This is a genomic window from Ornithinibacillus bavariensis (genome assembly GCF_050433565.1).
In the GTDB taxonomy this organism is placed as follows: domain Bacteria; phylum Bacillota; class Bacilli; order Bacillales; family Amphibacillaceae; genus Ornithinibacillus; species Ornithinibacillus bavariensis.
Window position 1 is genome coordinate 124,587 of the sequence record NZ_JBNPWZ010000002.1, and the last position, 14,953, is coordinate 139,539.

General features: G+C 33.5%; 9 protein-coding genes. All 9 read left to right on the plus strand.

Annotated elements, in window-relative coordinates:
• Positions 1-99 precede the first annotated feature (99 nt).
• The 9 genes from HNR27_RS04500 (at position 100) to HNR27_RS04540 (ending at position 14,295) form a co-directional block, all read left to right on the plus strand.
• The gene (locus HNR27_RS04500; RefSeq protein ID WP_212919048.1) at positions 100-1,824 is read left to right on the plus strand and encodes a sulfate adenylyltransferase; all 1,725 of its coding nucleotides are present in this window, start codon (positions 100-102) and stop codon (positions 1,822-1,824) included.
• A 342-nt stretch (positions 1,825-2,166) separates the two neighbouring features.
• On the plus strand, positions 2,167-2,928 hold the full coding sequence (locus tag HNR27_RS04505) for a spr1630 family ClpXP-sensitive toxin (protein WP_212919049.1): 762 nt from the start codon (positions 2,167-2,169) through the stop codon (positions 2,926-2,928).
• 21 nt (positions 2,929-2,949) lie between these two features.
• The gene (locus tag HNR27_RS04510; RefSeq protein ID WP_212919050.1) at positions 2,950-4,137 is read left to right on the plus strand and encodes a spr1629 family repressor/antitoxin; all 1,188 of its coding nucleotides are present in this window, start codon (positions 2,950-2,952) and stop codon (positions 4,135-4,137) included.
• A gap of 149 nt (positions 4,138-4,286) precedes the next feature.
• Complete coding sequence (gene sspO, locus HNR27_RS04515) at positions 4,287-4,436, plus strand: small acid-soluble spore protein SspO (protein WP_212919051.1); 150 nt, start codon at positions 4,287-4,289, stop codon at positions 4,434-4,436.
• A gap of 221 nt (positions 4,437-4,657) precedes the next feature.
• A complete protein-coding gene (locus HNR27_RS04520; protein ID WP_212919052.1) occupies positions 4,658-6,814 on the plus strand; it encodes a YhgE/Pip domain-containing protein in 2,157 nt (718 codons plus the stop codon).
• A gap of 643 nt (positions 6,815-7,457) precedes the next feature.
• Entirely contained in the window at positions 7,458-7,853 is a 396-nt protein-coding gene (locus HNR27_RS04525; RefSeq protein ID WP_212919053.1) for a (deoxy)nucleoside triphosphate pyrophosphohydrolase, read from the plus strand.
• Positions 7,854-7,915: 62 nt separating this feature from the next.
• Complete coding sequence (locus HNR27_RS04530) at positions 7,916-10,816, plus strand: DEAD/DEAH box helicase (RefSeq protein WP_429338913.1); 2,901 nt, start codon at positions 7,916-7,918, stop codon at positions 10,814-10,816.
• Between the two features lie 566 nt (positions 10,817-11,382).
• Entirely contained in the window at positions 11,383-11,889 is a 507-nt protein-coding gene (locus tag HNR27_RS04535; protein ID WP_212919055.1) for an HXXEE domain-containing protein, read from the plus strand.
• Between the two features lie 504 nt (positions 11,890-12,393).
• On the plus strand, positions 12,394-14,295 hold the full coding sequence (locus HNR27_RS04540; protein WP_212919056.1) for an endonuclease MutS2: 1,902 nt from the start codon (positions 12,394-12,396) through the stop codon (positions 14,293-14,295).
• Positions 14,296-14,953: the final 658 nt, after the last annotated feature.

Below are 14,953 nucleotides of genomic sequence, written 5' to 3' on the forward strand. Positions count from 1 at the left end.
TATTGGTACAGCTGCTTTTCCATTTCAAGGAATTGATGAATGTAAGCTTGTTCTTACAAATAGATTTATAGAAAGAGAATATGAGGAGGAGAAGTAGAATTGAGTCAAGATACAATGATGTTAACAGAAGAAAAATTTGCAAGCTATCCACAGCAGCCACATGGTGGGAAACTGGTAAATCGTGTTCTAACTGGTAAGGAACGTGAAGAAGCTATGGAGCGAGCAAAGCAGCTGCCAATGATTATGGTTGATCTAGAGGCAGTTATTACACTTGAAATGATTGCAACAGGTGTCTTATCTCCGAATGAAGGCTTTATGAATGAGAAGGACTATAAATCAGTTTTGACAGAAGGACGTCTATCAAATGGTGTCGTATGGCCTGTACCATTAAGCTTTGCACCGATTGGTGATCGCAATAAGCAGATTATCCAAGGTTTGTCGGTAGGCGATGAGGTTGCCTTAGCTGACGAAACAAGGGAACCGGTAGCAATCTTAAAGCTAGAGGATATTTTCTATTATGATCGTGAATTTCGTGCACAGCATGTCTTCGGAACGACTGACCGTGACCATCCTGGTGTTGATGCGATATACCGGAGAATGGGAGATACAGCTCTAGCTGGGCCAATTACATTAGTTCGGCGTGTACATTGGGGACCATTTGAAAGCATCCGAATGGAACCGAAAGATACCTGGAGGATGTTTTATGAGGAGAAGAAATTCAAGTCAGTTGGAGGATTTATCACTGGAGCTAATCCATTACACAGAGGCCATGAGTATATTCATCGGAACGCTTTAGAAGAGTTGGACGGTCTTTTTGTTCAGCCATTGGTTGAAATGGCTAAACGTGAATATACACGACACGAGTTCCGTATGCTTTCCTATCGGGCCGTGCTTGAGGAGTATTATCCAAAGGATAGAACTATGCTTGCACCTTTACGGGTTACCTATATCTTTGCAGGTCCTCGTGAGGCTGTTCTTCATGCATTAATTATGAAAAACTATGGATGTACCCATGCGTTAATTGGCCGAGATCATGCTGGTATTGGGGATTATTACGACAAATATGCCAGTCACTCTATTTTTGATGAATTTACGCCAGATGAATTAGGAATTGATATTCGTTTATTCCATGAGGTCTTCTATTGTACCCGTTGTGATAACCCTGCAACAGAACAAACCTGTCCACATGATGCGAAATATCGAATTAATATTTCAGGCACAGGAATCCGAGAATTATTACGCTATGGTGTGCTACCACCTAAAGAGATTGTACGCCCAGAATCCGCCCGTATTGCAATGCAAGGGGTTCAGCCTAAGGGTGTGGATGAGAATGGTCTTGCAATTAATCCAGTTGGAAAAACCATTAAGAGTATTTTCCCTTATTACTTAGAAAATACTGGTATTGGCGGACCGAAGCGTAGAAGCCCACTTGAAGTGGAACAGCTTTCCATTGAGGATTTAGAAGCGGTAATTACTGATGTTCGGAATAATGCCGATCTTGTATATAAAGGTATATTTGAGGAATTCAGCTATGTTACTGATAATCTACGTAATGTTCAGCCACAATGGGTTGCCGAAGCACGTGAATCCATCCGTAGTCAGCAACAAATGGTCGTGGAAAACCTGGAGCAGAAGGTAGATAATGCCCTGGAAAAGGCATCGGATGAGTTTATGTACCAAGATAAAGCTGAAGCAGAACGTGAGCTAGAAGTAGCGAAACAAATTTTAGAGGATATTCCTGTCGCATTACGAAAAGAAGAGATAGCTTACCGTACGTGGAATCCATTACCGTATAAGCGCTATCGCGGTGGGGATGAAGAATAATTATAAGAGCAATCGATATTTTTTAATCGGTTGCTCTTTTTTCTAATTTATAAAGTTAAAAACACTTTCCTCGGTTTCATAGATAAACGAATACATCTGCAAAGCAGGGATAGTATCAACTTCTTCGATTGGGAAATTTTACTATTTCAGAGTATATGCAGTAAAGTGAATGTTGTTTTAAAAAGTGTTTAAAAGCAAATAAAAATAGATATAGCATTAGCCCTTCCTATTAATGGATGCAAGTATATCTAGAAACTTTAATAAAAATATGTACAAATCATATTTTCTTTAATAGAATTGTATTAAGTACAATGATGTTGTTTATATTAAGGGGGTAATTGGATGACAGACTTTAAATTAACGACAGAACTCAATCAAAGAATTGTTGATGGTTTAATGGATGGATATCGTGAATACCTTGAAGTAAGAAGAGAAAAGTCAAGAAGTATGAAGGTTAGCGGTGCATATGCATGGGTTAAAGGAAATCATATTGATGATCAAGTTTCAAAGGCATGTAAATTATTCGGTGTAGAGAGTAAATTAGCTAAAGCAGGCCTGACCTGGCAATATCTTCAATTTCAACATCATGAAAATAAAATACTGTTTATTGTAAAAAACGCTAGATATTTTAATAAAGAACAGGTTAGTAGAGGAAAAGATGCATTAGGGAAAGCAAGTAAGAATAAGATGTCTTATATGGAAGATTTGATGCGAATAAATTCCAATATTGATTTCAAAAGTATTCCAACTGAAAGGGCGAATAGATCTATTCAATTAGAATTATTAGAGGAAGGATTCTTAAATGAACAAGATCATTATGATATTGGAAAGATAAAAAGTGAATTTGATCGCTTTTATATTGTTGTTTATGCAATCGATGAGAGCCAATTAATATCCAATATATCTTTATTTATGCCGAACCCAAAAGATAATAAAGCTTATCTAATTGATGACTTAACAAAATACATTAATGCCTCAAACATGGTTCAAATTGATGATGAATTAAGAGAAGTACTAATAAATAGTGATGATATTAACAATAATATGGATGCGTACAAATTTGATATTGGTATAAATGAGGAGATTACTAAAAAAGAAGGTTAGTTATATAAGGAGGTATAGCCTGTGTTCAAAGGCAATAGCTTGACCAACATTAGAATACTTCATGGGTTAAGCAGAAAACAGTTGGCAGATAGAATTGGAGTTACTGAACAGGCTATTTGGCAATATGAAAATGGTTATGTATCACCAAAGCTAGAAGTGGTTAATCGTTTAAAAGTTATCTTTAATGTTAAATCAAGTTATTTCTACCACGATGACATATTGAGTTCATATAACAAGGATAATATACTTATTGAAAATATTGCTTATCGTTCAAGTACTATTAATTCACTACAAAAAACTCAAAGTGAGTCAATGCATATTAGATTTATTGATTCTTTTTTGAAGAAAGTGGAAACTAGAATTAGTTACCCAATGAATATCCTCCTAGAATTAAGAAATTATACGATAAATTATTTAAAGCAAAATCCTGATATGAATAAAGATAGTCTAATAAAGCATGTGGCCGATTATTCTCGTAAAAAAATAGGCATGGATAGCAATTCCAATAATAACTTTTTATTTTTATTGGAAAGAGCAGGTGCTTTTGTTTTTGAAAAAGAAATTGGTGATTCAATTGATGCTTATAGCTTATGGAGTGAAGACAATAGGGCTTATATTGTGTTAGGAACTGTAAAAAAATCTGCAGTGAGAAGAAATTTTGATTTAGCACATGAACTGGGGCACTTACTTTTACATTATAAAGTAGAGTTTTCTATTCAAGATAAAAAAGATTATCGAGCCCTAGAAGATGAGGCAAATCAGTTTGCATCTGAGTTTTTGTTACCAGAATATCAATTTTCTTTAGACTGTGAAAATATAGGGAAAAAATCGAATCCAGATGCATATATTGAATTAAAGGAAAAGTGGCTAGTATCGTTACAAGCAATGGCAGCAAGGGCTTTTAAGTTAGGAATTATTGATTATCAGCAATACCGTTACTTTTATATGTTGGTTAATAAAAAAGGATATAAACAAGTTGAACCATTAGATAATAGAATCCCAATTGAACGCCCGTCCAAAGTAAAAAGTATACTACAATTACTTTTTGATAAGGAGTTTTATACTGTTACTGAAATTATGGATGAACTAAGGATAAACCAAGGATTTCTAACTATTTTAACTGGATTAGAAGAAGAATTTTTCACAAAAAATAGGCAAAGGGAAGATAACAGTTCTACTGTAAATGAGTTGATTTTTAAAACTAATTAAACTAAGAATACTAAAGATAATGACAACCATTTAAAAGAGTAATCCAGATTTTACGGGTTACTCTTTATTCATTTCTGCCAAGTTACTTCACGAACAAATCAACATATTTGCCTCCAAAATGAAGAAACTAAGCTTGGAGGTGTTAATCCATGAGTAAGAAGAAGCTGAGTTCTGGTGGTTTTAGTGATGAACAAGCTGTACGCAAAAAGCTCTCGAAGCAATTCGACCATGAATTTGCGAATGAGCCATTAACCGCTAATGAAAAATATAATAATAAGAAAACGAAAAAGCGACAATAAACATTGGAAATAATATCTCCGTATGGCAGCCCATTTAGTTGTAATTTGGGCTGCTTTTTGATTTGCTTTTCCTTTGGTGTAACTTGAATTTGGGAAATCGTTTGGCTATGTGCCAGTTTAAAATCTTTTATTAATCCTTCCTTGATGATATAGAAAATTTTGGACAACCTAAATGATTAGAAAGCTAATTTTCAAGAGTGTAATTGATAAGGATGATAAAGATGAAAAACAGTATTCAGATTTTTATCCATGATATAAAAAATATTATTACTAACTGGGTTGCTATCATTATTATTGGAGGACTGATATTATTACCATCCCTTTATGCATGGTTAAATATCAATGCATCGTGGGATCCATATGGCCAAACAGAACAGATTCCAATCGGAGTGGTGAATGAGGATGAAGGAGCTACAGTAAGAGACGAGAAAATTAATGTGGGAAGAGATTTGGTTGCCGAATTAAAGAAAAATAAGACACTTGGTTGGCAGTTTGTTAATCGTAGTAAGGCAATGGACCGATTAGAATATGGGGAGTATTATGCTGTTATTGTTATTCCGAAGAACTTCTCGGAAAAATTAGGTACGGTTATGAGCAACAAACCTGAGAAAGCACAAGTAGAGTACTATGTAAACGAAAAAATAAATGCCATTGCACCAAAAATTACAGACAAAGGTGCAAGTGTGATTGTCGACCAAATTACTAGAAAATTTGTCTCGACTGTTAATGGAATCATTTTTGATATTTTTAATAAAATTGGAATTGAAATAGGAGAGAAACGACCAGATATTGAAAGATTTGAGAACTATATCTTTACATTACAGGACAGGTTGCCAGAAATAAATAACATCCTAAATGAAACATCAGAAGATGCCAATCATGCAGATAATATGCTGAAAAGGGCAAAGGGACTAATACCTGAAGTGAAAAACGCGACTGCGAATGGAATCGAGATTATTGACCAGACAACGAGTTTCTTAAATGAAGCAGAATCTAGATTAAATAAGATATCTCCTAAAGTTGATGAGGATTTAAACAAGATTCAAACGATGACAAAAAGGGTTAATGATTTTATTAACAGCATTAATTCTGCAGACGTTGATATAACAGAGGGAAATCCTGTTGGAAGCAATGTTACAGGACAAATAAACGATGCACTACAGTCCATCACTGTAATTGAAAATGCACTTCATCAGCTTCAAGAAACACAGGAAGGAAATGATGAAACAATAAACCGTGCCTTAAGTGAGGTACAGGCTATCAGGCAGAGTTTAGAAAAGCTTAGTGATCAGGTTAACAGTGTTAATTCCTACTTGGAGGCAAAGCAGGCAGAAGTTGATCAACTATTTTCCAGTATTAAAGATCGTTCTGCTAAGGTAAATGAGAGAGTCAATGCATTCGTAAAGGAATATAAGGAAACAATTGAACCTACAGTTAGGAATGAAGTAGCAAAGGCAAAAGATACTCTCACAAGTGCAAGAGGAATATTAGCTGATGTACAATCCGCTATTCCAGAAGTTCAAGGTATTCTAAATAGGACCAGTGATAATCTTTCTTCTGGTAAGAAAATGCTTAAAAATGTTATGGGAGAATTTCCCTATGTAAATGAAAAAGTAAATCAACTCGCAAATCGTATAAGAGATATTCAAGGTGAAATGAGTCTAGGTGAATTGATTAACATACTACGACATGACCCTATTGCAGAAAAAGGTTTCTTTGAAGAACCTGTTGTGCTTAATGAAAATAAGGTTTTTCCAATTCCTAATTATGGTACTGGCATGACACCGTTCTATACAGTACTTGCGATATGGGTCGGAGGCTTATTATTAATTTCCTTACTCTCAACTGATGTTCACCGGTCAGAATTGTCCTATACCGAAAAACAAGTTTATGTAGGAAGAATGCTTACCTTTCTAACAATTGGTTTATTCCAGACGTTGATTGTGACGTTAGGAGACATGTTTATTCTAAATGTAAGGATAGCAGAACCATTCTGGTTTGTGTTATTTGGTCTGTTGTGCAGCTTAATATTTGTCATGATCGTCTATACATTGGTTTCCGTTTTTGGTGATGTTGGAAAGGCACTTGCCATTGTATTATTAGTGCTGCAAATTGCTGGAGCAGGTGGTACCTATCCAGTGGTGCTTTTACCTAAATTCTTCCAAGTCATTAATCCGTTCCTACCCTTTACCTATGCAATTTCACTTATGCGGGAAGCGGTTGGGGGGATTATATGGGAGAAGGTTTTGCATGATGTATTATTGTTAGTTGTCTTTGGATTGTTGGCTCTTATCTTAGGAGGGCTATTAAAAGGTCCTATTGATAAATACACGAGTAAGGTAAAGGAGAAGGGGAAGGAGTCTGGGTTGTTTCATTAGGGGGAGGTATAAATTTATAGTGTGTTGAGGAAATTGATGGTCGTAATTAATGTCTTACTTATATGGTAGGACATGGAGCAGTTTACTAGCTAGTTATTTATATTGATAAAGAAGTAATCGCTGTTTAGTTGGGGCGGTTATTTCTTTTTGTTTAGGAAGAGGGAATAGAACTAATGAGTGTTAAACCTGAAGTGAAAGTTAAGCTAAATTGCATTATCAATCTAATTTCTTCATGTGTATTCATCCATACTCCCGGTTACTTAAATCGGATAGCCAACCGCCCTCTATCCTATCTAGTTGTTATTAAGATTCTACCACAAGGGATAAAATAGAATTTTTTGTTTGCCTGACATTTTTCGCATATAATTCAGTAGTATTTTATGGATTGTTTGATATTTGAATGTACTTATCCTAAAATAGCGTCAAGTAGGTGGTGTAGCCGATGAAGAGATGGATTGCACTATGATATTTGATAGAAGATCTAAACAAGTTTCAAAAAGAATTGTGTTAAGTACCAGATATCAATTTTGTAATAAGCTGTTAAGGGTTGAAGATATATATAGATCTGGACAATGTAGATCTGGATTCTATATATTTAAAGTATTATTCAAATAAAGAAAATACTTTTCCTTAGGAGGAGAAAATGAAAAAAGATATACATGTAGTTGGTGCAGTAATTACAAAAGACGGAAAAATTTTATGTGCTCAGCGTGGACCTAATAAATCTTTACCTTACAAATGGGAGTTTCCAGGTGGAAAGATTGAAAAAGGGGAATTACCAAAAGATGCTTTACGTAGAGAAATAGAAGAAGAAATGAATTGTAAAATTCGAGTGAAGGATAAAGTTGAATATACAAGGTATGAATATGATTTTGGAATTGTTCATCTAACTACATATATTTGTAGCCTCGAGGAAGGAACTCCAATTTTAACAGAACACGTAAATATAGAGTGGTTGAAACCAAATGAACTTCCATCATTAGACTGGGCACCGGCTGATATACCAGCTATCAAAAAACTGTCAAGCTATAATTTCTAGAAATTTCACTAAATAGATATTGAAAATACATAGAAATAAATTTTTAGGGTGGGGAAAGGTCCATGGAGCAATTTATAAAGGATTTAAAATTAGCATTACATAAAGGGTTCATTGATAAGCAAATAAGTAATTACGGGAGATTCTCACCAAAACTATTAATCAATAATCAAAAAGGAAATGAGTATGTATTAGCCTCAATTATAGAAGAACTAGAGAACTGCAGGAGTTTTCTGTTTTCTGTAGCGTTTATTACTGAAAGTGGTCTTGCTACCCTTAAGTCACATTTACTAGATTTAAATAGAAGAGGAATCACAGGTAGGATTTTAACTTCAACATTCTTAAATTTTAATCAGCCAAAGATATTTAAAGAACTCTTAAAAATTACAAATGTTGAAGTAAGGTTAGCAAATGTTGAGGGCTTTCATTCAAAAGGCTACATATTTGAAAGAGAGAATTATTATTCTTTAATTGTTGGAAGCTCAAACCTTACTGCACAAGCTTTAAAAGTTAATCATGAATGGAATGTTAAGCTCACATCACATGAAAATGGTGAATTAGTTCAACATTTTAAAGACCAATTTGAAAAAATATGGGTGGATAGTATCCCTTTAAATGAAAATTGGATTATGGGCTACGAGGAAAAATATAAATCTATAGATTTTAAAACTGCAGAGAAAGTTATTGATTTTCCTGTAGGCTATAATCAAAACTTTTTAGAAGATGCAATGAGGATAAAACCGAATAAGATGCAACAGGCTGCTTTAAAACAAATTGCTGGTGTGAGAGCTAAAGGGTTTGATAAAGGATTGGTAATTTCGTCAACTGGTACAGGTAAAACATACTTGTCAGCTTTTGATGTAAGACGGTTTGCCCCTAAGAAAATGTTATTTATTGTTCATAGAGAACAGATTCTTAATCAAGCAAAATCTGATTTTAAACGTATATTGGGAGGACTAGAAAAAGATTTTGGAATCTTATCTGGTTCCAGTAAGCAAACCGATGCTAGATATTTATTTGCCACTATCCAATCTATATCTAAAAGAGAGAACCTGGAAAGTTTTAATCCGGACGAATTTGATTATATTCTGATCGATGAGGTCCACAAAGCGGGTGCAAGTTCTTATCTTAAAGTAATTGATTATTTTACCCCAAAATTCTTAATGGGTATGACTGCTACTCCTGAAAGAACTGATGATTTTAATATTTATGAGCTATTTGACTATAATATAGCCTATGAAATTCGATTGCAGGAAGCGTTGGAGGAGGACATGCTTTGTCCATTCCATTATTTCGGAGTTTCGGATTTTGAATATGAGGGTGAATTAATTGACGATACTACCATTCTTTCTAAATTGGTAACTGAAGAAAGGGTAAAACATATCCTAGATAAGATTAATTATTATGGATATTCGGGTACACAAGTAAAGGGCTTGATGTTTTGTAGCCGAAAAGAAGAGGCAGTCAAGCTATCACATGCTCTAAATGAGAAGGGACTTCGTACTATTGCTCTAACAGGCGACAATTCTCAAGAGGAAAGAATGTGGCAGGTTTCAAGAATAGAAAATGGTGCGTTAGACTATATCTTAACAGTTGATATATTTAATGAAGGTATTGATATACCTAGTGTAAATCAAGTTGTTATGTTGAGGCAGACTCAATCTAGTATCATATTTATTCAACAATTAGGGCGAGGACTCAGAAAACATAAATCAAAAGATTTTGTTACGATTATTGATTTTATTGGTAACTACAAAAACAACTACTTAATCCCAATAGCTTTATCTGGGGATAAGTCACAGAACAAAGATAATATTAGAAGGCACACTTCAGAAACTAGCTATATTAAAGGGGTATCAACTGTTAATTTTGAAGAAGTGGCTAGAAAGCAGATTTTTAAATCAATTAACAGTAGCAATCTTACTGCAGTAAAAGTTTTAAGAGAAGCATATATCGAGCTTAAAAACCGTTTAGGAAGAGTGCCTGGTTTAATTGATTTTATTAGGAACCATTCTATTGATCCGATAGTAATAGTAGATAAATATAAAAATTACTATCAGTTTCTAATGAAGATGAATGAAGAAGTGCCTAATATAAATTTTTATGAAGAAAAAGTTTTAACTATGTTATCAATTGAGCTTTTAAATGGTAAACGTAAACACGAACTTATTCTTCTAAAACTGCTAATAGAGAAAGGTAAAGTAGATGAAAAAGAATTTATTAATTTTTTAGTAGAGGAGGGATGCTCAACTGATGAGAAAACAATAGAATCCATGCTTAGAATTTTTGACTTATCATTTTTTACTCAGTCTGATAAGAAAAAGTATGGACAACAACCAATTATCTTATTTGGAGAAGATAATAAATACTCATTTAATAAATCAATCATAAAGAGCCTTCAATCAAATAAATATTTCCTGCATTTAATAAATGATATTTTATCAAGTGGTTTTGAGAACAGTACTAAGTATGACTGCAGTCAAGCCTTGACTTTATATGAGAAATATTCGAGAAAAGATGCATGTAAACTTCTTAATTGGGATAGTGATGAGAGCTCGACAATGTATGGTTACAAGCCAAAACATGATACATGTCCAATCTTTGTAACATATCATAAAGATGACGAAGTCGAATCGAGTGTAGACTATGGTGATGAATTCATTAACCCGGAAACGTTGAAATGGTATACAAGAAGCAATAGAACATTACAGTCAGAAGAAGTTCAAAAAATTATTCATGCTGAAGAAAGAAACATTGACATTCATATCTTTATCAAAAAGGATGACGATGAGGGAAGTAATTTTTACTATCTTGGAAAGGCAACTCCAGATAAAGAAACTATTGAACAGGATACTATGCTAGATAAAAAAGGTAAAAAGATCCCTGTAGTTCATATGAATATGATTATGGAGAAGCCGGTTGAGAATAGGTTATACAAATATATTGTACAGGATATAATTAAATAAGATTTGAAGGAGTTAATTTACGAATAGGAAGTCTACCAAAAGAGTGGCTTCCTATTTTTTATATTAGTGATGAGTAACTTGTTAGTATTGAAAGGAAGGATATTGTTTTATGATATAATTCTATTATTAGAATTGCAATTAGGGGATAATAATGACAAAATCTTCTAAAACTAAAATTCTATCAACCACAACATTGATAGCTTATTAGTATTTGAATACAACTAAGAAAAGCAGAAGCTTGCCAATTCACGGTAACTTCTGCTTTTATAATTTTATAGAAAATGGGTGAATAAATGACTCAAATAATTAAAGTACAGAATACAGTAATCTCTATTAAACCACGAGGTAGTTCAAGAAGGAGGAGATATTTCTGCTGTGAAAGGAATCTTTGTTAGACAGTGGGAAGAAAGGTAAATAGTTTTTTTAGATTGAAAATATGTGGTCTGCAAATATAAATAAATCGTGTGATGTGTTTTGACTGAAAATTATGTTAATATGATTGTGTGAAGTAATGGAGGTTTGGAATAATTGACTGAACAATATAAATGTAGATCGGAGAGAAGCGTATGAATACTAATCTATTAATTCTGGCTTTTATCATCATCTTCATGCTCCACAATTTAGAGGAAATCATAACGGTTGAGAGATGGATGAAGAGAACATATCCTCGGGTTAGAAAAAGAATCCCTTTGTTTGCACAAAAGGAAATTGAGAAGTTTCAAGATATTACAGCTGCACAGTTTGCTGTTGTTGTTTTTGTCCTTTCCATTCCATGTTCTGCTTTGATTTTAGTAGCCGCAGTTACAGAGCATTATTTTTTATTTTTAGGATTAAATCTGATTTTTGCCTTAAATATTTTTACGCATCCATTACAGTCACTATTTCTAAGGTGCTACACCCCAGGGGTGTGGACATCAATATTATTGGTTATCCCTTATAATATTTTGTTTTTCTACCACTTCGCTAAAGCAGGTATGTTAACGATGAATACTATTGCAGCTTCATTTGTCGTCGCCGTTCTTTTCATCCCGGTATTTCTTCTTAGTCATAAGATTGGAGAGAAGTGGAGTTGATTTCGGAATGTCTTACAATTCCGCAAGAGATTGAGTTAATTAGAGAAGCCTAAGAAACCAAATTTACTAATACATATCAGCTTTCCTTTTTTAATAAAGCATAGTATAATAACTGTTAATTAGATTTCAATGAATAAAAATAAATAATGATATGAGGTGCTTTTGTGAGTGTTGTAGGTTCTAAATAGGAAAAAATTTAATGAAATAAATTGGATGACAAATAGGGACTTTTATAGATTTCACTCCCTTTAATTTTGTCATGGATTTATTTCAATACCTATGAAGATACCTACAATACTTTATGAAGCGTGTAATGATGAAGAGTTAGCTATGTTTGATGGCTTATTTCATTGTATATGTCTATTACACATGCCTTTTAAATGTAAAGGAAGCTGCGGTATCCCCGCAGCTTTTTTATGCATATTTTTAAGTGTTTCATTGAAATCTAATCGGTCGGTATCTTCATGTATGATAATAAATTGATCATAGTGAGGAGCGTATAAAATGAATCAAACAACATATGAAAAGCTACAATATCACGAATTAAAACAAATTGTTAAATCGTATTGTGTAAGTGGATTGGGAAAACAATTGTTAGATGATCTAGAACCAAGTTCAGACATAGAGGTAGTAAAAAACCGTTTGAATGAAACAACGGAGGCACGGGCGATAATAGATGCTGAAGGCCATGTACCGTTTTTGGGAATATCTAATATTCAAAGCATTATTCAAAAACTCGAAAAAGGTCTGATGCTTGAGCCAAGTCAGTTGGTTAGTATATCGGACTTTTTAAGAGGATGTAGAAGAATTAAAAAGTTTATGTTAAATAAGGAATTCTTTGCCCCTGTGCTTGCTTCCTATGCGAATTCAATGACGGAATTTCTATCAGTGGAAGAAGAAATTAATTTTTCAATTAAAGGAAATAAAGTTGATTCAGGAGCAAGTAAAGAACTAAAGCGAATACGAAATAATATTGAATCCCTTGAAGCGAAAATTAAAGAACGATTAAACAAATTTATTAATAGTAGTGCCAACAAGAAATACATTCAAGAATTTTTTATTGCGAAGAAAGACGATCGGTATACGATTCCGATAAAAGCTTCTTATAAAAATCAGGTATCAGGGACAATCGTCGAAGTTTCTTCCAAAGGTTCCACAGTCTTTATTGAGCCAAACACAGTTACAAAATTACATGGAGAGCTTGCAACTCTAAAATCGGAAGAGGCCATAGAAGAATATCAAATAATAGCCACTTTAACAGGAATGATCTTAGAAAATCTTCACGCGATAAAGATAAATATCGAGCTTATTAGCCAATATGATATGGTATTTGCCAAAGCAAAATTCAGCAAACATATCGACGGAATAGAGCCCAAACTGAATGATTTTGGCTATATTAAATTAGTCCAATGCAAACATCCCTTATTAACAGGAGAGGTTGTGCCACTTGATTTTGAAATTGGGAAAGACTATCGTAGCTTGATTATTACAGGACCAAATGCTGGCGGGAAAACAATTGTACTGAAAACAATTGGATTAATAACATTGGCAGTAATGTCGGGTTTTCACATTATTGCAGACAAGGAAACCGAGATTGCCGTATTTGAGAATATCTTTGCGGATATAGGTGATAACCAGAGTATTGAAAATGCACTAAGCACATTTTCATCACATATGAAAAACATTTCAGAAATTATGAGGGTATCCAATAATAATACACTTTTATTATTTGATGAAATAGGAAGCGGTACGGAGCCAAATGAAGGTGCGGCACTTGCGATTTCGATTTTAGAAGAATTTTACCACATGGGATGTATAACTGTGGCGACGACTCATTATGGTGAAATAAAACGTTTTTCAGAGATACATCCTGATTTTATGAATGCTGCAATGAAATTTAATAGTGAAACATTGGAACCAATGTATAAGCTAATAATCGGAAAATCAGGAGAAAGTAATGCCCTTTGGATTTCTAGAAAAATGAATGTGCGAGAAAATGTATTACAGAGAGCAAAATATTATATGGAAAATAAAGAATATACGTTGGAGCCTGTAAACGAGTCTAAAATAAGGAAACCAAAGACTTCCAATGAGAAATCGAGTGTGAAGTATGAATATAAAAAAGGGGATCGTGTGAAATTATTAGATTATGACGATTACGGAATTGTATATGAAGAAATGAATAATTTCTATAATGTAATCGTATTTCATAATGGGGAATTTATCGAAGTAAATGTTAAGCGGCTTTCCTTAGACATACCGGCGGTAGATTTATACCCAGAAGGATATGATTTGGATACACTATTTATCGAACATCATACGCGAAAAATGCAGCATGATATCGAGCGTGGTTCAAAAAAAGCACTACGCAAAATTCAAAAAGAAATTAGAAAGAATAGAAGCTAAGACAAGAAGGATATAAAAAATAGGTTCGGGTCGCTCCGAAAAAATGGTTCAACGTCAAATGTTGGGGTGAAGTGAATTTTGCTTCACCCTTACCTAATGTGAACACCAATTTTTTATACTTATGTGTTAATAATATTTTCGCTTGAAAGCGTTCCGTTTCATTACTTTTATTAGATTGTTTATATACTCTAAAAATCCATATCCCCATTCTTTTCTTGTTCCTGGTCAATTAAGTATAAAGAATTGGTTGATATCGTGCACTTTTTTTATTCAAATTGTGTGATAACGACAACATTTGATATAGAACCATTATGTTAAACACAAAAATGCCGTCTGTCTTTATTAGACACACGACTCTTTTAAAAAATGTTCTTTTGTACATACGCACTTTTATAGAGACAATAATAATTACGCCCATCACATATGGCGTTAAACAATTTCATGTGAGTCTCCCTTGTAAGTGAAGGGATAACATTTTCTATCAAGTTGATGAACCTTTAAATATAAATTTCTATATTTATATCTTAATATATTTTCGGAAACACTATTGTTAATTCCTTAACGGACTTTTTTTAATGATTGTGTATTAAAAACTTATTTTTATTGCAAAGTATCTGTAGAGTAAGAAGGATCGAATTTAATTTAATACAAATATTAT

What these genes read in the sequence shown, in the direction of transcription:
- HNR27_RS04505 (WP_212919049.1), top strand. Translation starts at nt 2,167, where the DNA reads ATGACAGACTTTAAATTAACGACAGAACTCAATCAAAGAATTGTTGAT.
- sspO (WP_212919051.1), top strand. Translation starts at nt 4,287, where the DNA reads ATGAGTAAGAAGAAGCTGAGTTCTGGTGGTTTTAGTGATGAACAAGCT.
- HNR27_RS04520 (WP_212919052.1), top strand. Translation starts at nt 4,658, where the DNA reads ATGAAAAACAGTATTCAGATTTTTATCCATGATATAAAAAATATTATT.
- HNR27_RS04525 (WP_212919053.1), top strand. Translation starts at nt 7,458, where the DNA reads ATGAAAAAAGATATACATGTAGTTGGTGCAGTAATTACAAAAGACGGA.
- HNR27_RS04530 (WP_429338913.1), top strand. Translation starts at nt 7,916, where the DNA reads ATGGAGCAATTTATAAAGGATTTAAAATTAGCATTACATAAAGGGTTC.
- HNR27_RS04535 (WP_212919055.1), top strand. Translation starts at nt 11,383, where the DNA reads ATGAATACTAATCTATTAATTCTGGCTTTTATCATCATCTTCATGCTC.
- HNR27_RS04540 (WP_212919056.1), top strand. Translation starts at nt 12,394, where the DNA reads ATGAATCAAACAACATATGAAAAGCTACAATATCACGAATTAAAACAA.